This window comes from Litoreibacter sp. GN1-5 (assembly GCF_055693805.1).
Genome location: NZ_JBVFUP010000001.1, coordinates 598,595 through 618,399, shown reverse-complemented (window position 1 = coordinate 618,399; position 19,805 = coordinate 598,595). Strand labels below are relative to the sequence as shown.

21 protein-coding genes are annotated in these 19,805 nt (G+C 55.3%); 15 read left to right on the top strand and 6 right to left on the bottom strand.

Annotated elements, in window-relative coordinates; genetic code table 11:
* Positions 1–120: 120 nt before the first annotated feature.
* Positions 121–1,608 (top strand): UbiA family prenyltransferase, encoded by a 1,488-nt coding sequence (locus ACZ1HF_RS03115; protein WP_472656131.1) that lies wholly within the window; start codon positions 121–123, stop codon positions 1,606–1,608.
* Here the strand turns inward: ACZ1HF_RS03115 and ACZ1HF_RS03110 are convergent.
* The gene (locus ACZ1HF_RS03110) at positions 1,569–2,687 is read right to left on the bottom strand and encodes a hypothetical protein (protein WP_472656130.1); all 1,119 of its coding nucleotides are present in this window, start codon (positions 2,685–2,687) and stop codon (positions 1,569–1,571) included. The two genes, ACZ1HF_RS03115 and ACZ1HF_RS03110, sit on opposite strands and share 40 nt — an antisense overlap.
* A gap of 220 nt (positions 2,688–2,907) precedes the next feature.
* Here ACZ1HF_RS03110 and ACZ1HF_RS03105 point away from each other — a divergent pair, with 220 nt between their 5' ends.
* Genes ACZ1HF_RS03105 through ACZ1HF_RS03095 form a run of 3 tightly spaced genes read left to right on the top strand, consistent with a single transcriptional unit; the run spans position 2,908 to position 5,122 of the window.
* Positions 2,908–3,612 (top strand): ABC transporter permease, encoded by a 705-nt coding sequence (locus ACZ1HF_RS03105; protein ID WP_472656129.1) that lies wholly within the window; start codon positions 2,908–2,910, stop codon positions 3,610–3,612.
* Positions 3,606–4,322 carry an ABC transporter ATP-binding protein gene (locus tag ACZ1HF_RS03100; protein ID WP_472656128.1) on the top strand — a complete coding sequence of 239 codons (717 nt, stop codon included), beginning with the start codon at positions 3,606–3,608 and terminating at the stop codon, positions 4,320–4,322. Before ACZ1HF_RS03105 ends, ACZ1HF_RS03100 begins: the two co-directional genes overlap by 7 nt.
* Positions 4,319–5,122, top strand: coding sequence for an ABC transporter substrate-binding protein (locus ACZ1HF_RS03095; protein WP_472656127.1), 804 nt, complete (start codon positions 4,319–4,321; stop codon positions 5,120–5,122). Before ACZ1HF_RS03100 ends, ACZ1HF_RS03095 begins: the two co-directional genes overlap by 4 nt.
* 7 nt (positions 5,123–5,129) lie before the next feature.
* Here ACZ1HF_RS03095 and ACZ1HF_RS03090 read toward each other — a convergent pair whose 3' ends face one another.
* The 4 genes from ACZ1HF_RS03090 to ACZ1HF_RS03075 are packed head-to-tail and all read right to left on the bottom strand — an operon-like array spanning position 5,130 to position 7,564.
* A complete protein-coding gene (locus tag ACZ1HF_RS03090) occupies positions 5,130–5,624 on the bottom strand; it encodes a DUF6505 family protein (RefSeq protein WP_472656126.1) in 495 nt (164 codons plus the stop codon).
* Positions 5,621–6,304, bottom strand: coding sequence for a biotin/lipoate--protein ligase family protein (locus ACZ1HF_RS03085; RefSeq protein ID WP_472656125.1), 684 nt, complete (start codon positions 6,302–6,304; stop codon positions 5,621–5,623). The genes ACZ1HF_RS03090 and ACZ1HF_RS03085 overlap by 4 nt, the downstream gene beginning before the upstream one ends.
* Positions 6,301–7,368 (bottom strand): iron-sulfur cluster carrier protein ApbC, encoded by a 1,068-nt coding sequence (gene apbC / locus ACZ1HF_RS03080; RefSeq protein WP_472656124.1) that lies wholly within the window; start codon positions 7,366–7,368, stop codon positions 6,301–6,303. Before apbC ends, ACZ1HF_RS03085 begins: the two co-directional genes overlap by 4 nt.
* Before the next feature lies 1 nt (position 7,369).
* Positions 7,370–7,564, bottom strand: a complete 195-nt coding sequence (locus tag ACZ1HF_RS03075) for a DUF6494 family protein (RefSeq protein ID WP_472656123.1) — start codon at positions 7,562–7,564, stop codon at positions 7,370–7,372.
* Between the two features lie 92 nt (positions 7,565–7,656).
* Here ACZ1HF_RS03075 and ACZ1HF_RS03070 point away from each other — a divergent pair, with 92 nt between their 5' ends.
* A complete protein-coding gene (locus ACZ1HF_RS03070; protein WP_472656122.1) occupies positions 7,657–8,424 on the top strand; it encodes a hypothetical protein in 768 nt (255 codons plus the stop codon).
* Here ACZ1HF_RS03070 and ACZ1HF_RS03065 read toward each other — a convergent pair.
* Positions 8,418–10,367 (bottom strand): 4Fe-4S binding protein, encoded by a 1,950-nt coding sequence (locus ACZ1HF_RS03065; RefSeq protein WP_472656121.1) that lies wholly within the window; start codon positions 10,365–10,367, stop codon positions 8,418–8,420. The genes ACZ1HF_RS03070 and ACZ1HF_RS03065 overlap by 7 nt on opposite strands.
* A gap of 281 nt (positions 10,368–10,648) precedes the next feature.
* On the opposite strand from ACZ1HF_RS03065, the gene ACZ1HF_RS03060 reads away from it, so the two are divergent.
* The 10 genes from ACZ1HF_RS03060 (at position 10,649) to ACZ1HF_RS03015 (ending at position 19,533) form a co-directional block, all read left to right on the top strand.
* The gene (locus tag ACZ1HF_RS03060; protein WP_472656120.1) at positions 10,649–11,215 is read left to right on the top strand and encodes a DUF3305 domain-containing protein; all 567 of its coding nucleotides are present in this window, start codon (positions 10,649–10,651) and stop codon (positions 11,213–11,215) included.
* Positions 11,212–11,811, top strand: coding sequence for a DUF3306 domain-containing protein (locus ACZ1HF_RS03055; RefSeq protein WP_472656119.1), 600 nt, complete (start codon positions 11,212–11,214; stop codon positions 11,809–11,811). The genes ACZ1HF_RS03060 and ACZ1HF_RS03055 overlap by 4 nt, the downstream gene beginning before the upstream one ends.
* The gene (locus ACZ1HF_RS03050) at positions 11,808–12,416 is read left to right on the top strand and encodes a TorD/DmsD family molecular chaperone (RefSeq protein WP_472656118.1); all 609 of its coding nucleotides are present in this window, start codon (positions 11,808–11,810) and stop codon (positions 12,414–12,416) included. The genes ACZ1HF_RS03055 and ACZ1HF_RS03050 overlap by 4 nt, the downstream gene beginning before the upstream one ends.
* A 34-nt stretch (positions 12,417–12,450) precedes the next feature.
* Complete coding sequence (locus ACZ1HF_RS03045) at positions 12,451–12,642, top strand: twin-arginine translocation signal domain-containing protein (RefSeq protein ID WP_472656117.1); 192 nt, start codon at positions 12,451–12,453, stop codon at positions 12,640–12,642.
* A gap of 69 nt (positions 12,643–12,711) precedes the next feature.
* Complete coding sequence (locus ACZ1HF_RS03040) at positions 12,712–15,609, top strand: formate dehydrogenase subunit alpha (protein WP_472656116.1); 2,898 nt, start codon at positions 12,712–12,714, stop codon at positions 15,607–15,609.
* A 12-nt stretch (positions 15,610–15,621) separates the two neighbouring features.
* Complete coding sequence (gene fdh3B / locus ACZ1HF_RS03035; protein WP_472656115.1) at positions 15,622–16,215, top strand: formate dehydrogenase FDH3 subunit beta; 594 nt, start codon at positions 15,622–15,624, stop codon at positions 16,213–16,215.
* A gap of 67 nt (positions 16,216–16,282) precedes the next feature.
* The gene (locus ACZ1HF_RS03030) at positions 16,283–17,482 is read left to right on the top strand and encodes a formate dehydrogenase subunit gamma (protein WP_472656114.1); all 1,200 of its coding nucleotides are present in this window, start codon (positions 16,283–16,285) and stop codon (positions 17,480–17,482) included.
* A 1-nt stretch (position 17,483) separates the two neighbouring features.
* Complete coding sequence (locus ACZ1HF_RS03025) at positions 17,484–18,773, top strand: c-type cytochrome (RefSeq protein WP_472656113.1); 1,290 nt, start codon at positions 17,484–17,486, stop codon at positions 18,771–18,773.
* A 1-nt stretch (position 18,774) separates the two neighbouring features.
* Complete coding sequence (locus tag ACZ1HF_RS03020) at positions 18,775–18,903, top strand: hypothetical protein (protein ID WP_472656112.1); 129 nt, start codon at positions 18,775–18,777, stop codon at positions 18,901–18,903.
* Positions 18,904–18,942: 39 nt separating this feature from the next.
* On the top strand, positions 18,943–19,533 hold the full coding sequence (locus ACZ1HF_RS03015; protein ID WP_472656111.1) for an HD domain-containing protein: 591 nt from the start codon (positions 18,943–18,945) through the stop codon (positions 19,531–19,533).
* Positions 19,534–19,805: the final 272 nt, after the last annotated feature.

The following is a 19,805-nucleotide window of genomic DNA, read 5'->3' as shown; positions in this document are numbered from 1 at the left end:
GGCGCATTTGCCGCATTTTTCTCTGTGTTCGCTATTGAGCCATGGCGCGGAGCTTGCTTTTGTTGCTTTGAGCCGTATCGCCCCATAAAGTCATGAAAATGAGATTATTCACGGTATACAATGTCTTCTGAGGCGGAGCAGATAAGTTCACACCCTGTTCTTGCGGTTGATCTTGATGGCACGCTTATCCGCACGGATATGCTGTACGAGACATTCTGGGACGCTTTCGCAAAGCGTTGGAGCACGCCTTTGATTGCCGCAAATGCGTTGCGACAAGGGCGGCCCAAGCTGAAACAGATGCTTGATGAGATAAGCGATGTAGATGTGACAGTCCTGCCCTATAACGCAGACGTCATCGCCTATGTTAAGGATTGGCGCGCCAAGGGGGGTAAGACCGCTTTGGTAACGGCCTCGGACAAGCAGCTTGCGCAACGCATTGCGCAGCATCTGGATATCTTTGACGAAGTTCATGGATCAGGCGGCGATCAGAACCTGAAAGGCAAGTATAAGGCGGCGTTTCTTGAGGACCGCTTTTCCGAGCCGGGCTATGCCTATATGGGCGATTCTGTGGCGGATCTGCCGGTGTGGCAAGGCGCGCGCAAAGCTGTATCGGTGGACATCCCCCCTGCCCTGCGCAGCAAGCTCGACAGTCAAGGCGTCGAGGCCGAGCATCTGAGCACGCGGGACAACTCAATTAAACCGTATCTCAAGGCATTGCGACCTCATCAATGGTTAAAAAATATTCTGGTATTCGTGCCAATGCTTGCCGGGCATGAGCTGAACGTCGCAACTGCGATTTATGCACTGTTGGCGTTCATCGCATTCAGTGTCGTTGCCAGCAGTGTTTATCTGATGAATGACCTTCTGGATCTGGCCGCAGATCGGGCACATCCACGCAAATGCAAACGACCGCTTGCGTCCGGGGCATTACCAATTGCACACGGAACGTTGATGGCGCCGCTTCTTTTGGGGCTTGGCTTTGTCATTGCCCTGTTAATTGGGCCCCAGTTCGTTTTGGTGATGTTTACATATTACCTCGTCACCACAGCGTATTCGCTCTATCTGAAGCGGCAAATGATTATTGATATCTGCACGTTGGCCGGGCTTTATACATTACGTATTATGGCAGGTGGTGCGGCAACGGATATCTCGGTGTCGACATGGTTGCTGGCGTTTTCGATCTTTTTCTTCTTCTCACTTGCGACGGTGAAACGTCAGGCAGAACTGGTTGACAACGCAGCCAAGGACAAAGCCGAGATCGTTGGGCGTGGGTATCTGACGGCAGACGTGCCTTTGATCAGCACGATGGCCATTGCATCAGGCTATGTCTCTGTGCTGGTGATGGCGCTTTACCTGAATTCCCCCGCTGTGATGGAGCTTTATGCCACCCCAACCGCCCTTTGGGGAATATGTCTGGTTCTGCTCTACTGGATCAGCCGGATCGTGATGCTGGCCCACAGGGGCCAGATGCATGACGATCCGGTGGTTTTTGCCGCCCGCGACAGGATCAGTCGACTGTGCTTTGTCGCGATCCTTGCGATCGGCCTAAGCGCTCTGATCGATACGCCTCAGACAAGGCCCATTATCTTTACGAATGCGGTCAGGTAAGGCAGTCCGGTTTCGATACCAACCGGCCCCAAGGGGATTAAGGCGGCCAGCAGAACTGCCATTTTAAGCGGGGTCTCAACGAATGCTGTATCTTTGCCAGAACGGGCATGCAGGAAGATCACCACACTGACTGTAAACATGATCAGCGCCGCCCAACGCGCGTAATCCACCCCAAGCGCGAAGATTACCAGCAACAGGAACGGCGCGACAAACAGCCAATCTTTACGCAAGCCATTGGCACTATAGAACCAAAACAACAGCAGATATGGGATCACCGTATAAAAGGCGAAGATAACATACTGGATCGGCGGCAACGCAAATTGCGGCTCAAACAACCCCCGTGACCATACGGCAGCACCTACGGCGACCTCTTCCGACAGCACGTCTTTTGGGTCAATGTCCGAATTTCCGAAAACAACAGTAGCAATCCCAGCAATCAGGGACGGCACCAAAAGGGTGATCACAGACGCCCCGATCCCGCCGGTGCGGATCATCTGATAGGCGATGATCAACGGAAAACCATAAAACAAAAGCGCTTCGTGATTGAGAATTCCAATCGCCATCATCACACCAGACGCAACAAAACGATCCTGACGCAGCAAGGCAATTGAGATCAACGCACAAAGCAGCGCGATATGATCGTACCGCCCCACGTCATAAGCCAACGCCATATAGCCAAGAGGGCTGAAAACTAGGATCAGGCGCAGAATGGAAATGGCAGTCCAATTGTCTTCGCCGGGTTCAGGTTTCAGCGCCTTTGTAACGATATAGATGATCGTCAGGCAAACCGCGACATCCAGCAAGAAAACCAGCAGATATTCCGCAAGTGAGCCATCCTCGAACAGCGCCAGAATCGGATACAGTATCGTTCCGGTGAAGCCCCGTTTGACCATACCGAAGTCTATGTAATTGATATGATATTGCGTCATCTTCCATTCCAGGAAGTAGAACGGCTCCCGCCCATCTTTCAGGATTTCTGCTGGATAATAGACCAGACCAGCCACATAGGACAGGCAGGACCATAGAAACAGATTATTCGCAACGGACTGCGAAATGTAGCGGCCAAAACTCTTAAACATATTCCCCTCAACTCACTAAAACGAAACCGATACCGGCAATTTGATTATCATAAAAATTCAATTAGCCCAAATGGCTGTCCAAAAACCTATCATGCATAAGCGGAAATCGCCAATTCTGTTTGCGCGGGGTCGGAAAAACACTGCCCTCGCGCGCATTATTGAATTGAACGCCCGCTAAGGGCGTGAAATGCTCCGCCACCAATGGGACTGTGGATACAAGATGACCGACATTCTTGAAGGACTTCGGCAAGCGTTTCTGCTGATTATCGGTCTGGATGCTGATCTGGTCGAAATCACGCTACGGTCGCTTCAGGTCACGCTGAGCGCTGTTTTCATCGCATCACTTATTGCTCTTCCGCTTGGGGCGTGGCTTGCCATCAGGCGCTTTCCGTTCCGTCGGGCTGTGATTGCCGTGCTGAATGCACTTATGGGACTGCCACCTGTGGTGGTGGGGCTGTTTGTCTATATCCTTTTGTCCCGTTCTGGTCCGTTTGGCGTGTTCGGGTTGCTGTTCACCCCCACCGCGATGATTATTGCACAGGTCATTATCATCACACCGCTGATCGCTTCAATCGCGCATCAATCGATCCGGGATCTGTGGGCCGAATATCATGATCTTCTGCTGTCGCTAAACACCACCAAATGGCAACGCATCAAGACATTGATCTGGGATGCGCGCCGCGCGCTTTTGACGGCCTCGCTGGCCGGGTTTGGCCGCGCGATTGGCGAAGTGGGGGCCATCATGATTGTTGGCGGCAATATCGACCATGCAACACGGGTTCTGACCACCGCGATTGCACTGGAGACAGGTAAGGGCGATTTTGCCCTGGCGCTGGGTCTTGGCTTTGTGCTGATCGCGCTGGCCATCATTGTGAACCTTCTGATCCACGGGATCAGCCGCACCGAGAGGCGTGGTCGATGGTGACGTCTATTCTACCGCTGTCGCTGGAACAGGTTCGCGTTACACGCCGGGGCAAGACACTGATTGGTCCGCTAGATTTGGCGCTGGAGGGCGCGGGTACAACGATCATCCTTGGCCCGAACGGATCCGGCAAGACAACGCTGCTGCGCGTGATGCACGGGTTGCAACGGGCGTCATCAGGGGCTGTTCGCTGGAACTGCCCGACACCTGACGCACAAAGCAGGCAGTCCTATGTGTTTCAAACCCCCATTGTGATGCGTCGCACGGTCGAAGCAAACCTAACCTACCCGCTGACGCTTAACGGTATGTCGCGCACGCAGGCCAGTCAGGCGGCTCATGATTGGGCCGCGCGTGTCGGGCTTGGGCAGCGTCTTGCGCAAAATGCATCTGATCTGTCTGGTGGAGAGAAACAGAAACTTGCCCTCGCCCGTGCTTTGATCCGCACACCACAGGTTTTGTTTCTGGATGAACCCAGCGCCAATCTGGATGGGAGTGCCACCCGCGAGATCGAGACTATCTTGCAAGAGGCGGAAAAAGCCGGAACACGCATCATCATGGCAACCCATGATTTAGGTCAAGCGCGACGCCTTGCGCGTGATGTAATCTTCATGCTGAGGGGCAAACCGCATGAGGTCGCGCAGGCAGATGCGTTTTTTGCAGCCCCGCAAACCTCTGAGGCTGTGGCCTTTATAAATGGAGACATTGTCGAATGATCCGCTCTGCTTTTCTTGCCGCGGCAACCGTGGTTTTCACGCTCAGTGCTGCGCTTGCAGATGATATGAAGCTGGCAGTGACGACCTCGTTCCATAATTCCGGCCTATCAGACATTCTGCTGCCTGCCATTCAGGAAGATCTTGGGCTGGAAGTGCAGCTTTTGGTTGTTGGGACGGGTCAGGCGATCAAGTTGGGGGAAGCCGGCGATGTGGATGCAATCCTTGTGCATTCGCGCAAGGCCGAGGATGCGTTTCTGGACGGCGGCTTTGGCACCCATAGGCGTGAAATCATGTATAATGATTTCGTCTTCATCGGCCCCGAAAGTGATCCGGCACGTATTCTTGGCTCCGGGAATGCGGTAGAGGTTTTGAAAGCCTTGGAAGTCGCCAAGATGCCCTTTGTCAGCCGCGGGGATGAGAGCGGCACCCATAAAAAAGAGCTGGCGCTTTGGGGTGATGCCGAGTTCGATCCAAGCGCTTTTGGCGACTGGTACAACTCTGTGGGGGCGGGTATGGGCGCGGCCCTGAACACGGCCTCCGGTATGGGCGCGTATATTCTGGCAGACCGGGCCAGTTGGTTGAATTTCGGCAATAAGGACGGGATGGAGCTGCTTTATGCGGGCGATCCGGTGCTGTTTAACCAATATGCCTATCTACCGGTCAGCCCGGAAAAGCACGACCATGTGAAAGATGATCTGGCCTTGAAGCTCGAGGGCTGGCTGGTCAGCGCACGCGCGAAAGAGCTGATTGATGACTACAAGATCAACGGCGAAACATTGTTTACGTTCAACGCGAAGTAAGCCGCGGTCAATGACTATGCGGGTCTTCATCCAGTGAGCCGTGGACAGCGAACTGTTCCAACCCGGCATCTTGCGCTTCGATTGTGCGGAAGGCTTCTTTCACACCGGCCTCGGTCAATTCACGGCTAACTGTCAGCAATGTATTGGGGGCGTGATCCTCGCATAGTTCTGTCATGTATTGCAGCTCTTGCTGCGCTATCGCATGGGCAGCCTCGAGCGACGGAGCCCCATAGAGCGTCACGAAATGCTGTGCCAAAGCGTTGCTCAACGCGTCCAGCTCACCCTGCTCAAGCTGGGTGACGGCCACAAACGTGACGCGCCCGAACGTCTCTAGCCCCAGCCAGCCATTGGCGAAAGCCTGACGGGCCTTACCGGTCAGGTCTGCCTCTCCCCAGTTCGAAAACTCAAACCCGCCTGAAATGCACCATTCGCCGGTTCGGGCCGGGGAATGGAAGACATTTGTATCGCTTTCGTCGAAATGAATGGCACGGGCGAGTTTCATTCAGGTGTCTCCAGCAAAGTTGTCAGGGGGGTAAGTTTGGTATCTGATCCAGATTTGCGCAACAGCCCAAAATGCTCATCGATGCCGATGGTGTCCCCTGCCCTTATATCGAAGGCCAGCGCGCTCCAATCATTGTGCAAGGGTTTTACGCCATCATCAGCCCAGCGGTTGATCCAGTGCAGCGTATGGCGCACCCAGCTTTCCAGAAGCGGAATAGCCGCAACATCGCCACACCCCTCATCATAAAGCGACGTCTGGTTCGGGGTCTCGCCCGGATTATCCCCCTGTGGCAGGATGGGCATGTCAAGTGCGATGACCAGCCAATCCGGCACAGTATCAGGATCTTGCATATTTGCCGCAACGCGCATCTGACCGCAGGCCGCGTCATTGACGCGGATACCCCCGGCCCAGCCCAGATGCACGGCAATCTCGGGCGGGGCCAGCGCGCCAAGTGCATTCTGAAACCCCAAACCGCAAGCAGGCAACGCAACCATCGCATCGCGCAAAGGGACTTCGGGGGCAAAGACAAGTGCGGCTTTCAGGTCGGGCGTGGCTGTGTCGTAAACCACAAGGCCCGCATCACACCCATTTGACGCTTCGGTGCAGGCTACACCAAAGGGGTCCGCCCCGTCAGAAACCGGATAAGCCGTAAACAGCGGCGGGAAATTGGGTGATGTCATGCAAGACCTTTTGCGACCAGATCACGGGCAACACTGCGAAATCCTTCGGCTTGCGCGCTATCGGGCTTTGACACAACAATCGGCGCACCGCCGTCCGCAGCCAGCCTTATATCCAGATGCAGTGGAATTTCCGCCAGCAATGGAACGTCCAGTTTTGCGGCTTCAGCGGCAACACCACCATGGCCAAAGACATATTCTTCATGGCCGCATTTCGAACAGATATGCGTGCTCATATTTTCAATCATGCCGACAATTGGCGTCTTGAGTTGATTGAACATATCAATCCCCTTGCGCGCATCCAGAAGTGCGACGTCCTGCGGTGTAGAGACGATGATAGCACCATCCACATGGGCCTTTTGCGCCAGCGTCATCTGCACATCGCCAGTGCCAGGCGGCAAATCGACGATCAGTACATCCAGCGCACCCCATTGCACTTGCGTCAACATCTGCTGCAAGGCACCCATCAGCATAGGTCCACGCCAGACAACCGCCTGATCATCATTCATCATCAGACCCATAGACATCATAGTCACGCCGTGATTGCGCATCGGTAAGATCGTTTTGCCATCGGGCGAGGCAGGTCTGCCCGATACACCCAACATGCGCGGCTGAGACGGTCCGTAAACATCCGCATCCAGCAGGCCGACCTTTCGACCCTCTGCCGCCAAGGCGCAGGCCAGATTGGCCGACACCGTGGATTTACCCACCCCACCCTTGCCAGAGGCAATGGCCAGAATTCGATCAACGCCCGGAATTTTCTGAGGGCCCTGCGGTGCTGTACTACGTTGGCTCTTCAAATCAGGCGGCGCTTTGGGCGCGCTATGGGCCGTCATGACGGCCGAAACCTGCGTTACACCGTCAAGCGCACGCAAACGGTTTTCGGCCTCGGCGCGTACAGCCTCCATTGCAGTGACCTGCGATGCACTCACTTCAAACACAAAGCGCACAACCCCATCTTCCACTGCCAAAGCACGCACCAGCCCTGCGCTGACAATATCCTGTTCACTGGCAGGATCGGTGATGGTTTTGAGTGTCGCTAATACGTCTTCACGGGTCAACGTCACGTCAGGATTGCCCGGTAATTGTGCCAGTTACAACATGCTCCAGATCAAGCCCGTCAACGGTCAAAACAACCTTGGCCTTATAGCTTTTACCGTTGGTATCCCCTGCATTTCGCATCGCTTCTTCGATCGCTTGCTGGGATGTGACACCCACCTGCTTGAGAAACTTGCGCATCGACATGTTGAAATCATCACTCATTGATCTTTCCTCCCGGCCTGTATCAAAACATTGACCTGCTTAGGCCCGCAACCCTACCATTGCAATATATACGATATATCTTGTGAGGTTGAATGCGCATAGCAATCACCTGTTTGTTGATTTGGATGACGATACCTGTCTCTGCACTGGCCGAGACAAAGAGCTTTCGCCTGAGCGCGCCTGCCGCATTGGTTGAGACAGGGTTTCTAAAACATCTGCTGCCCCGGTTTACCCTGAAAACCCGCATCAAGGTTGATCTGGTGCCAGAAGGTGGCAGTTTCGAGGTCGCTTTTACCGAAGGCCCGGACGGACGGGCTGCCTTTCAGGGGCCAGCGATCCTGTGGCATATACTGCGCGATCCAGCCGACAAAAACGCCGGGGCCGAGGCGTTTCTGGAATGGCTCAGTTCTGATGTTGGGACCCGCACGATTGAAGCCTATCAGCTGGATGGTAAACAGCTGTTTACAACCAAGGTCGCCGTGGCTGCCCCTGCCAAGGCCCCGATCTTCGAAGGCAACGCTAAAAAGGGCGAAGAGCTGTCCCTGACCCATTGCGGGCGGTGCCATGTTATAAACGACAGCAATAGGATGGATGCCATCGGCTCGACCCCGTCCTTCGCGCTGCTGCGCACGTTTGAGGATTGGGACACGCGGTTTCAGGCATTCTACGCGCTTAAGCCCCACGCGGCCTTCACCCAGATTGAGGATGTGACAGCGCCTTTCGATGCAGCGACCCCACCGCCGATTGTACCCGTGACGCTGACGTTGGACGATCTGGACGCCATTCTTGCTTACGTCTCGGTGATCGCCCCGGCCGATCTGGGTGCACCGATTAAGTCAGCGCCGGTTGCGTCTCAGTGATCTTTGCGTTTGGAAAAGTAATCATCAGTCGTGCGCACCGCAGGCCGTTCTTTTCCTGCGAACGGATTGTTTTCTGAATGAAACTGCGCATTGACCCGGCAATTGTCACACATCTGGATCATTCGGGCGGCATCAGGATTGCTGAACATGGAATGCTTGCCAGCCAGTTTTTCGGTGATCTTTTCCACGGTCGATTTGACACCGAACAACGCACCGCATTCGATGCAGGCAAAGGGTTCTTCTTCGTGCAGGATGGTTTGTGACAGCGCCTGATCGGTCAGGTTCAACCGCGGCTGCAAGGTAATCGCATTCTCCGGGCAAATAGTGCTGCACAGCCCGCATTGCAAGCAAGCATCTTCCTGAAAGCGCAACTGCGGCATATCAGGGTTATCCCCCAAAGCGCCGGATGGGCAGAGCGAGACACAAGACAGGCATAAGGTGCAGGCATCCGTGTCCACAAGGACCGCGCCATAAGGGGCTGTTTCAGGCAGATCAACCACCTCCGTCTCAGGCCGAACCGCCTTTGCGGCCAGGCGCGCGACCTGACGGCGGGTGCCCATAGGCAGGATTGTGTTGGCGACAGGTGCCGGGGTCTGTGCGCTGTAAAGTGTTTCGCACAGGATATCCGGATCGCTGATATCCAAAAGCGTGATCTTTTCGCCGCCTGCAATGGCCGCGGTCAGAGCAACTTCTTGTTCTAAAGCATCGCGTTCCGTCTTGGGGCCAACCAAAATGCTGACACTTGCAAAGCCGCAGGCCAGAGCCGCCAAGGCTTCGGCATGACCAAAGCCTGCCAGAGCCTCGACAGTCAACGGGATCATATCGGCGGGCAATCCGCGACCGTAGCGGGCCGCCAGCGTGATCATTTCGTGCCCATGGTCCATATCGTGGACCAACAGACGTGGCGCGGTGCCCGCAGCCTTACGATAGGTCCGGGCCAAAACATCCAACCGCCGGAAAATCGTCTCAACCGGCGGGGCATCATAAGTAATCGCCCCGGATGGACACAGCGCACTACACGCACCACAGCCGGCACAGACCATCGGATCAATGCTAACGTGATCGCCGTCCGGTGTAATCGCCCCTGTGGGACAGATGTTCAAACAATTCGAACATGCGATCTGTTCAGCCCGCGAATGGGCACAAAGCGTTGGTTCCAGCCGAACGTAAAGCGGCTTTTCGAATGTGCCGACCATCTGCGCAGCTTGCAGAACGGCACTGGCCACAGCAGTCGCGCTTTTTGGGTCGGCGCGCAAATAACCGTCACGTTGTTCATGAGCCGGGAACAGCGCCGCACCCCCACTCAGATCGAGGATCAAATCACATTGCGACACGGCCCCATGGCGAGGTGCAGAAAGTTGCACCGCCCCGCGTCCACCGGGAACCAGCTGTTGTAACGCATCGATGCGTAGCTCAAACGCACCGAATGTACCTGTTGCCTGACGCAAAGCGCCACGGATAATCTCGAACCGACGATCTGCTGGAAGATCAGCTTCACCCGTCAACATGACCGTAACGCCAAGCGTTTCGCAAAGCTGCTCGGCAGCGGGCATTGCAACAGCGGACGCACCAATGATCAGGCAAATGCCTTCCGAGACCACATCAACAGATTTTAACTGCGCAGCAGGCAACAGAGCTTCAGCCACGAGCGCGGCCATCTTGGGGGACGTGTCCCCCTCGCCCCAGCCCGCTCGGTCGCGCAAGTCCACGAAGCCGGGCATGTCTGCCCCGACCTCATCTGCCAGCACTTCGAACCGTGCTCGTTCCTGCTGACAGGCGATGATCACATCGCCATCGGTTATAGCCTTGGCCGCGCTGTCTATCTCATCAAGGCACAAGCTGGTGTGGATACGGGAGCAAATGATATCTTTTCCGTCCGCGATCACATCAGCATCCAGTTTCTGGCTTCCCAGGCAATCGCATAACAGTAGTTTTTTGGACATCATGTCCCCCCAATTTACCAATCCCCGGCCTCCTCCCCGAGACAGGTGTTGTGCAAATCGTAAGCGGCACACACACATTTCACAATTGCGATCTCGAGCAGTTTTTGCATCACAGCGGTCTGTCACGGCCAGAAATGGTCGTTTCTAATTCTAAACAAATCAGAGGTTTTTCACGTTCGCAGGTAAATTATTCGTTCTCGATGCAATATTTACTTTGCAGATCGTTTGAGTTTTGCAAAGCTAAAGGGGGAGAGATCGCAGAAATGCGACCGGGAGGAAACTTGCCACTTGATGTGGGGAAATCCAGAACACTGCCAATTGGCATTGTTATAAGAAAGTCACCGGGTGTGACCCGTTGGGCAGAATGGTCCTGGAAGGTCACAGCTGTATTGCCTGGTGCGCGAAAGGCGAATTGGCAGCTTCTGCGCGAAGAAGGCGGTGTCTCGGAATATCACGCCGCGACATGTGTGGTTGAGTTATATCACACAGATGCTGAAGCCTACATGCATGGCCTGAACGCTGAAGTGCCTTCGGTTTATGTCGTGATGCGACCGACAAGCGGCAAACACCCCTATCAAGTTCTACTGGTCACGGCTTCGCCCTATGAAGCGCAGGATTACACCGAAAGCGGGGATGAACTGGTCGAAAAAATTGCCATGCCGCCAGCATTGCTTGACTGGGTTCAGGATTTTACCGACGCGCATTATGTGGACGAGAAATTCGTAAAACGGCGGCGTAACAAGACCAAGGTTGATATGACCGAGGATGGCATTGGCGATGCCCGTATTGAACAGATTGCAGATGTCTACCGCGCGCCCTCTTCGATCCGGAAAGGGCGGTTGCAATGAATAAACCGCAGGATTTCTGGTCACACCGCAAAGCAAAGGTTCAGGCCGAGCTTGACGCCGAACAGGCATTTGTCGAAGCGCAAGAGGTCGCCGCGCAGCAAGAGCTATTAGAAGAAAAATCCGATGAGGAAATTCTGGAGGAGCTGGGCCTGCCGGACCCGGAGAACATGCAGCAAGGCGATGATTTTTCTGTTTTCATGTCGAAAGCCGTTCCCGAACGCCTGCGGACCCGCGCCTTGCGCAAGCTATGGTTAAGCAATCCAAAGCTCGCCAATCTGGATGAACTGGTGGATTACGGTCAGGATTTCACCGATAGCGCAACGGTTATCGAAAACCTGCAAACGACCTATCAGGTTGGCAAGGGCATGATGAGCCACATACAAGAAATGGCCCGGCAAGCGGAAGAACAAGATGCAGATACGCCTGAGTTGCCCGTCGTAGAAGACGAGCAAGAGGCTATTGCATTTGTAGATGATGTGCCTTGCGAAGCCATAGCCGAGACAACTCAGGCAGAGCCGGAGGCGGAACGAGCACCCCAGCCGCCACGCAAGATGCAGTTTACCTTTGAACCTGCCCGTGAGGAGGGCGTCGCATGAGTGCTGTAACCGAGACACCGCAGGTTAGCGAAGAAGACCGCCTTCGCGCTGATTTGTATAATTACCTCGGATTGATCCTGTCTGCGCCTGCCGATGATATCTTGCTAAGCCAGACCGCAGGTCTGAGCGGCGACAGATCTGATCTTGGCAACGCCATTGCAACGCTCGCGCGGGTTGCGAAGGTCAGCAAACCAAAAACGCTGGAACGTGAATTCAATGCTTTGTTTATTGGCCTGGGACGTGGTGAATTGCTGCCCTATGCCAGCTATTATCTAACTGGGTTTCTGAACGAAAAACCGCTTGCAAGTTTGCGCGGCGATATGGCGGCGCGACGGATTACACGGGCCGAAAACGTGTATGAGCCGGAAGACAACATCGCATCACTGATGGAAATGATGGGCGGAATGATCGTAGGGCGCTTTGGCCCTGCTGCGACGTTGGCAGATCAAAAGACATTCTTCAACAAACATATCGGACCATGGGCCGGTCATTTCTTTACCGATCTGGAAGCCGCGAGTTCTGCGGTTTTCTATGCGTCGGTCGGCAGTGTTGGCAAAGCATTCATGGAGATTGAACGCGAAGCATTTCGCATGGCATCCGGCTGACGCCGGCACGTAAAGACTAAGGGAGGATAAGATCATGAGCACAGATCACAAAGACAACGCCAACCGGCGCGATTTCCTGAAGCTCGCCTCGACGGCAGCACCCGCAGCTTTGGCAACGGCTGCGATTGGCACCACACAACTCGAGGCGGCTGAGGTCATCACGGATGACACCAAGATGCAGGATACGGCCCATACCCGCGCTTATCTGGACAGCGCAAGGTTCTGAAAACGCCCCAATCGGGGCATTGAAACCCAGCAAGCCCGACAAACGCGGAGCCAGCAAGGGAGATTGACTATGTTAAGAAAAAAGACAAACGGGGTGGCACGGCGGTCTCAGGCAACAGGCCTGTTGGCGAATGTCGCAGAAAAATCCGTTGACCGCCGCAGCTTTCTGCGCGGATCAGGTCTGGCCATCGGCGGTTTGGCCGCGATCAGCGCAACAGGTGGCACAGTCACACAAGCTTCGGCTCAGTCCGCCGCCAAAGGCGCGGTTGAGACAATAAAATCTGTTTGCACCCACTGCTCGGTCGGCTGCACGGTGGTCGCCGAGGTGCAGGATGGTGTCTGGACCGGGCAAGAGCCCGGATGGGACAGCCCGTTCAACCTTGGCGCGCATTGTGCCAAAGGTGCCTCTGTCCGCGAACATGCCCATGGTGAACGCCGCCTGAAATACCCCATGAAAAAAGAAGGCGGTGAGTGGAAGCGCATCAGCTGGGATCAGGCCATTGATGAAATCGGCGGCGGGATGATGAAAATCCGCGACGAAAGCGGGCCAGACAGCGTCTATTGGCTGGGCTCAGCGAAGCATAACAACGAACAGGCCTACCTGTTCCGTAAGTTCGCCGCTTACTGGGGCACGAACAACGTCGATCATCAGGCGCGAATTTGTCACTCCACCACTGTTGCAGGTGTTGCGAATACATGGGGCTACGGCGCCATGACAAACAGCTACAATGATATGCACAACTCCAAGGCGATCTTCATTATCGGGGGCAACCCCGCTGAAGCGCACCCGGTATCCTTGCTGCATATCCTGCGCGCGAAAGAGCAGAACAACGCGCCGGTTATCGTGTGTGACCCACGCTTTACCCGCACAGCAGCCCACGCAGATGAATATGTCCGCTTCCGCCCGGGCACTGACGTGGCATTGGTCTGGGGTATTCTGTGGCATATCTTCGAGAACGGGTGGGAAGACAAAGAGTTTATCCGCACCCGTGTCTGGGGCATGGATCAGATCAAGGACGAAGTTGCGAAGTGGGACCCCGAAGAGGTCGAGCGCGTTACGGGCGCCCCCGGCTCTCAACTGCGTCGCGTGGCACGGACCATGGCCAATAACCGGCCCGGCACTGTCGTCTGGTGCATGGGCGGCACGCAACACACTAACGGCAACAACAACACGCGTGCCTATTGCGTGCTTCAACTGGCCCTTGGCAATATGGGCACCACTGGCGGCGGGACGAATATTTTCCGCGGCCATGACAATGTGCAGGGAGCGACAGACCTTGGCGTTCTGAGCCACACCCTGCCCGGCTATTATGGGCTTAAGCCTGGATCATGGGCCCACTGGGCGCGGGTCTGGGAGGAAGATCTCGATTGGCTGAAAGGTCAGTTTGCCGCCGGTCCCAAAGATGCCGATGGCAACGAGACCAGCCTGATGAACCTGACAGGCATCCCTGTATCGCGCTGGATCGACGGTGTTCTGGAAGATCCCGAAAACATGGACAACCCCGACAAGGTTCGGGCAATGGTCCTGTGGGGGCACGCACCGAATTCGCAGACGCGTATTAAAGAGATGAAGACCGCGATGGAGCAGCTGGATATGCTGGTCGTTGTCGATCCTTATCCAACAGTGTCTGCGGTCTTACATGACCGGACCGATGGCGTCTATTTGCTGCCGGCCTGTACGCAGTTTGAGACACGCGGCTCGGTTACGGCTTCGAACCGGTCTATCCAATGGCGTGACCGCGTTGTAGAGCCACTGTTCGAAAGCCTACCGGACGAAGTTATCATGGCCAAATTTGCCAACAAATTTGGCTGGGCAGATCGGTTCTTCCGCAATATCGATATGGATGATCCAGAAACACCCAACGTCGAAAGCATCACCCGCGAATTCAACCGAGGCATGTGGACGGTTGGCTATACCGGGCAATCGCCTGAGCGGCTGAAGCTTCACATGGCCAATCAGCACACTTTCGACAGAACGACGCTGCAAGCCGTAGGTGGCCCGGCTGATGGGGATTATTACGGCATGCCGTGGCCATGCTGGGGCACGCCAGAGATGAAACACCCCGGAACGCCCAACCTCTATGATATGTCGAAACCCGTCTCTGAAGGCGGTCTGACATTCCGTGCCCGATTCGGGGTCGAATATGAAGGCGATAACATGTTGGCCGAAGGCGTCTATTCTGCAGGGTCCGAGATTCAGGATGGCTATCCTGAATTTACCATGCAGATGCTGATCGATCTGGGCTGGGACAATGATCTCACGGGCAAGGAAAAGCTTGCGATCAATAAAGTGGCTGGCCCCGACACGAACTGGAAGACTGACCTGTCTGGCGGTATCCAGCGGGTTGCGATCAAGCACGAATGCGCGCCATTTGGCAATGCCAAGGCGCGCGCAGTTGTGTGGACCTTCCCCGATCCGGTGCCTGTCCACCGCGAACCGCTTTATACAAACCGGCGTGATCTGGTGAAAGACTACCCAACCTACGAGGATCGTAAGTTCTACCGCCTGCCGACTATGTATGCCTCGATCCAGAAAAACGACTTCAGCAAGGATTACCCGATTATTCTGACCTCGGGTCGTTTGGTGGAATATGAGGGTGGCGGTGACGAGACCCGCTCGAACCCTTGGTTGGCTGAGCTTCAGCAGGATATGTTCGTCGAGATCAACACCCGCGACGCCAACAACCTTGGCATTCGGGATGGATCACAGGTCTGGGTCGAAGGCCCGGAAGGCGGCAAGGTCAAGGTAATGGCTATGATCACGGAGCGGGTCGGCGCGGGCGTAGCCTTCATGCCGTTCCACTTTGGTGGCCATTTCGAGGGTGTGGACCAGAGGGATAAATACCCCAAAGGGGCTGATCCTTATGTGTTGGGCGAAAGTACCAACACGGCCCAGACCTATGGCTACGATTCAGTCACGCAAATGCAGGAGACGAAAGCGACTCTCTGCAAGATCACCGCAGCATAGGGAGAAGGTAAGATGGCAAGAGCAAAGTTTCTCTGCGACGCCGAACGCTGCATTGAATGCAACGCTTGCGTAACAGCCTGTAAAAACGAACACGAAGTGCCATGGGGCATCAATCGCCGCCGGGTGGTCACCATCAACGATGGCTCCCCCGGGGAACGGTCGATTTCCGTGGCTTGTATGCATTGCTCGGACGCGCCCTGTATGGCGGTGTGCCCCGTGGATTGCTTCTACCAGAACGAAGAAGGCGTGGTTCTGCACTCCAAGGACTTGTGCATCGGTTGCGGCTATTGCTTCTACGCCTGCCCGTTTGGCGCGCCGCAATACCCGCAAGCGGGCAATTTCGGATCGCGCGGCAAAATGGACAAATGTACCTTCTGCGCCGGTGGTCCCGAAGAAACCCATAGCAAGGCCGAATTCGCCAAATACGGCCGCAATCGGATCGCCGAGGGCAAACTGCCCATCTGTGCCGAGATGTGTTCGACCAAGGCGCTTCTGGCTGGCGACGGCGATGTCGTCAGCGGCATCTACCGCGAGCGTGTCGTCGCCCGAGGCTTCGGGTCCGGTGCATGGGGTTGGGGCACGGCCTACGACCAGAAAGACGGCTAAGCCGTTTCACAGGGCAGCTTTGAAACAGGCTGCCCTGACATAGTCTTTTTTGATGGGGGACCGATACATGCTGCGCATGTTTTTTGCATTTGTTCTGACGTTGGTCATAGCAACGACCGCGCTTGCGCAGGAGACCCCCGATCCGGTTGACCGCTCTGCCACTGGCGGAGCACAAACACTTGAGGATATTCTGGCCCGCCAGCGTGGCGAACAGATCGACGATGCGTTTCGCCGTACAGATACGGGCGACCCGGATACAGCTGCCGGGATTGCCAATCAGCTTGGCACGCTGGGCGGCGCGTCCGACCCCGAACTGTGGCGCGCCCTGCGCTATGGCACGGCGGATGTCACCTCAACCTCGAAAGGCCACGCAACAACCGTTCTTGTTCAGGATGGTGGCATGTGGTGGCTACAATTCCGCGAAGGCCCGTTGCTAAAATATGGCCTTTATTTGCTGGGCGGTACACTTGTTGCGCTGGTTCTGTTCTTCCTGATACGGGGCCGGGTCAAAATCGATGGACACAAAACCGGCCGGACTGTCACCCGCTTCAAAGCGATTGAGCGGTTCGGACATTGGATGCTGGCCGGGTCTTTCATTATTCTTGGCTTGACCGGGCTTATATCTATTGCGGGTCGCAAATTTTTTATTCCGTTTTTCGGCAAGGACAGTTTTGCGACCATCGCTATGGCATCCAAATGGGTTCACAACAATATTTCCTGGGCGTTTATGATCGCTTTGGTGATGATCTTTGTGATGTGGGTCATTCATAACCTGCCAGACCGCACCGATCTGAAATGGATCGCCAAAGGTGGCGGGCTGTTCGGGGGTAGTCATCCACCTGCCAAGAAATTCAACGCGGGTCAAAAGCTGATCTTCTGGTCTGTCATTGTACTTGGTGGGTCGATATCAGTTTCTGGGCTTTCGCTATTATTCCCGTTTGAGCTGCCAATGTTTGCTGCAACGTTCGAAAAACTCAATGCGTTTGGCATTCCGCAGCTTCTGGGTCTTGGGGAACTTAACACCGCCCTCGCCCCCCATGAGGAAATGCAATACGCGCAGCTATGGCATGCCATGGTCAGCTTCGTGCTGATGGCGATTATTCTGGCCCATATCTATATCGGCTCCGTCGGGATGGAAGGCGCATATGATGCTATGGGGTCAGGCGAGGTCGAAGAACAATGGGCGCGTGAGCATCATTCGCTATGGGTTGAAGAGGTGCTGACCCAAGACGCGAAACCATCGGAAAACGCCACCCCTGCCGAGTGAGATGCGTGCGCTTGTGATACTGTCATTGCTATCCTTGCCCGCCACGGCAGGTGAGTTCTTCACACTCAAAGGCCATGGCGGCCCGATCATGGATATTGACGTGTCTCCTACGGATCAGATTGCGACCGCGAGTTTCGACAATTCAGTGGGTCTTTGGTCGGATGACACACCGCGCTGGCTGGAAAACCACGAAGCAGCGGTGAACATCGTGCAATTCATTGACGAGACGACCGCTGTGTCAGGGGCGGATGATTTTGCTGTAGTTATCTGGGATTTGAAGACTGGCACAAGCACACGACTTACCGGGCATCAGGGCAAGGTGATGGGGTTGGCGATATCCCCGGACAAGACCCTTGTGGCCTCTGCCAGTTGGGATGGCCAGATTGCGCTTTGGCCGCTTGCAGGTGGCGATCCGGTCTTTCTATCAGGCCATACTGCAGGCGTGAATGATGTCGTGTTCTCGACGGATGGAACGAAGCTTTACTCTGCCTCAACGGATGGCACGATCCGCCTGTGGGATGTCGCAACCGGGCAAGAACAGCAAGTGCTGCTGCGTCATGGTTTCGGGATAAACACGTTGGTTCTGAGCCGCGACGAAACCTGGCTGGCTTACGGCGCAGTGGATGGTGTGACCCGCATTATTGACCCGCTGACGCATGAAGCCCTGGCGGATCTGTCCCTTGATCGCCGCCCTATTCTAGCGATGGCCCATGATACCGACAGTCAACAACTGGCCGTCGGTGACGGCGAAGGATACATCATGGTTATCGAAACGGCGAATTGGCAAATCACCCGTGATTTCAGGGCCACCCGGCAAGGCCCGGTCTGGGCTTTGGCTTTTTCGAATGACGGCACCAATTTGCACGCCGGAGGCATTGATGATGTCATGTATTCCTGGCCAGTCGAGACCATGGACAAACACGGGAAAATGGCCAGCCGTCAACGCAGTTTTCTAAAAGACCCCGAAACCATGTCAAACGGAGAACGGCAATTCAAACGCAAATGCTCGATCTGCCACAGCCTTTCGCCCGACAGCGAGCGACGTGCAGGGCCCACACTTTACGGGGTTTTCGGACGCAAAGCTGGCACCATCGATGATTACAGCTATTCCGACACTCTTGCGGGATCGGATATCATCTGGTCAGATCAGACAATTGACGCGCTATTTGATGAAGGACCGGACCACTTTATCCCCGGCTCAAAAATGCCTATGCAAAGGATAGCGGAAAAAGAGGACCGAGCCGACTTGATTGCCTATCTGCGTCAGGCCACGCCCCAGCAGGAGAACTGAGATGAAAGTCATGCTTATCGCCTTCGCAGCTACAGGACTTATTGCGATTGGGGCCTTCTTTGTGCTGGAGCAGATCGGCTATTCCAGCGAAACACAAGGCACAAGCAGCGCTGTGCGTTTGGACGAATAGTGCTGAAAACTGGCACATTTACCCGCCAGGCCTCTGTTCATGGATAAGCAGACTTCTGAGCATCTGGAAAAGCAATTCGCCTTTCTCAACGAGGCAGACCGCCTGAAATCAGTTCTGCGCGCGACAACGCTGTGTGACGGATCACGCCCGGAAAACTCGGGCGAACATTCCTGGCATATCGCGCTCTATGCGATGGTACTGGCCGAACATGCGAACCGTCCGGTCAATATATACAGGGTTATTCGTATGTTGCTGATCCACGATCTGGTGGAAATCGACGCTGGCGACGCCCCAATCCACGGCGACAATGATCCGGCCGAGCAGGAGCGGATCGAGCAGCTGGCGGCGGATCGTATCTTCGGTTTGTTACCCGTGTCTCAAGCCAAGGAATTTCGCGCGCTCTGGGATGAATTTGAGGCGGCAGAGACTGACGACGCGATCTTCGCCAAGTCCATTGACCGGGTGCAACCCGTCATTACCAATCTGCAAACAGGCGGCGGGACATGGCCCGCGTATAACGTCACCGCTGATCAGTTGGAAACACGTGTCGGGGTTAAAGTCAGCCGCGGTGCCCCTGCCCTATGGGATCACTTGCGCAATCGTATCGCCGCGTATTTTGCAGGTCGGTGATATAAAAAGGTCGCCATCAGGTTGCCCTGATGACGACCAGCAGCTGTGACATTTGAACAGGTTTGACCCTCTTCGGCACCGTCTGCGAGTGGGACAATACGCCTCCCACACCCCTCACTCCCCTACAAGTGGAACTTAGCCATGAGCCTGCAACCAACAGGTCATTTGTTCTGCTCAGATACATCTTGTTATGGCGTAACCACATTCAGATGCGATCAAGGCAGAACTGGCAGCGTTCCCCCAAGCCCAATGTCCGCATCACATCAAAATCC

Excerpts from the sequence above, each read along its gene's own strand:
- ACZ1HF_RS03115 (WP_472656131.1), top strand. The coding sequence starts at position 121 with ATGTCTTCTGAGGCGGAGCAGATAAGTTCACACCCTGTTCTTGCGGTT.
- ACZ1HF_RS03110 (WP_472656130.1), bottom strand. The coding sequence starts at position 2,687 with ATGTTTAAGAGTTTTGGCCGCTACATTTCGCAGTCCGTTGCGAATAAT.
- ACZ1HF_RS03105 (WP_472656129.1), top strand. The coding sequence starts at position 2,908 with ATGACCGACATTCTTGAAGGACTTCGGCAAGCGTTTCTGCTGATTATC.
- ACZ1HF_RS03100 (WP_472656128.1), top strand. The coding sequence starts at position 3,606 with ATGGTGACGTCTATTCTACCGCTGTCGCTGGAACAGGTTCGCGTTACA.
- ACZ1HF_RS03095 (WP_472656127.1), top strand. The coding sequence starts at position 4,319 with ATGATCCGCTCTGCTTTTCTTGCCGCGGCAACCGTGGTTTTCACGCTC.
- ACZ1HF_RS03090 (WP_472656126.1), bottom strand. The coding sequence starts at position 5,624 with ATGAAACTCGCCCGTGCCATTCATTTCGACGAAAGCGATACAAATGTC.
- ACZ1HF_RS03085 (WP_472656125.1), bottom strand. The coding sequence starts at position 6,304 with ATGACATCACCCAATTTCCCGCCGCTGTTTACGGCTTATCCGGTTTCT.
- ACZ1HF_RS03075 (WP_472656123.1), bottom strand. The coding sequence starts at position 7,564 with ATGAGTGATGATTTCAACATGTCGATGCGCAAGTTTCTCAAGCAGGTG.
- ACZ1HF_RS03070 (WP_472656122.1), top strand. The coding sequence starts at position 7,657 with ATGCGCATAGCAATCACCTGTTTGTTGATTTGGATGACGATACCTGTC.
- ACZ1HF_RS03065 (WP_472656121.1), bottom strand. The coding sequence starts at position 10,367 with ATGTCCAAAAAACTACTGTTATGCGATTGCCTGGGAAGCCAGAAACTG.
- ACZ1HF_RS03055 (WP_472656119.1), top strand. The coding sequence starts at position 11,212 with ATGAATAAACCGCAGGATTTCTGGTCACACCGCAAAGCAAAGGTTCAG.
- ACZ1HF_RS03050 (WP_472656118.1), top strand. The coding sequence starts at position 11,808 with ATGAGTGCTGTAACCGAGACACCGCAGGTTAGCGAAGAAGACCGCCTT.
- ACZ1HF_RS03045 (WP_472656117.1), top strand. The coding sequence starts at position 12,451 with ATGAGCACAGATCACAAAGACAACGCCAACCGGCGCGATTTCCTGAAG.
- ACZ1HF_RS03040 (WP_472656116.1), top strand. The coding sequence starts at position 12,712 with ATGTTAAGAAAAAAGACAAACGGGGTGGCACGGCGGTCTCAGGCAACA.
- fdh3B (WP_472656115.1), top strand. The coding sequence starts at position 15,622 with ATGGCAAGAGCAAAGTTTCTCTGCGACGCCGAACGCTGCATTGAATGC.
- ACZ1HF_RS03030 (WP_472656114.1), top strand. The coding sequence starts at position 16,283 with ATGCTGCGCATGTTTTTTGCATTTGTTCTGACGTTGGTCATAGCAACG.
- ACZ1HF_RS03025 (WP_472656113.1), top strand. The coding sequence starts at position 17,484 with ATGCGTGCGCTTGTGATACTGTCATTGCTATCCTTGCCCGCCACGGCA.
- ACZ1HF_RS03020 (WP_472656112.1), top strand. The coding sequence starts at position 18,775 with ATGAAAGTCATGCTTATCGCCTTCGCAGCTACAGGACTTATTGCGATT.
- ACZ1HF_RS03015 (WP_472656111.1), top strand. The coding sequence starts at position 18,943 with ATGGATAAGCAGACTTCTGAGCATCTGGAAAAGCAATTCGCCTTTCTC.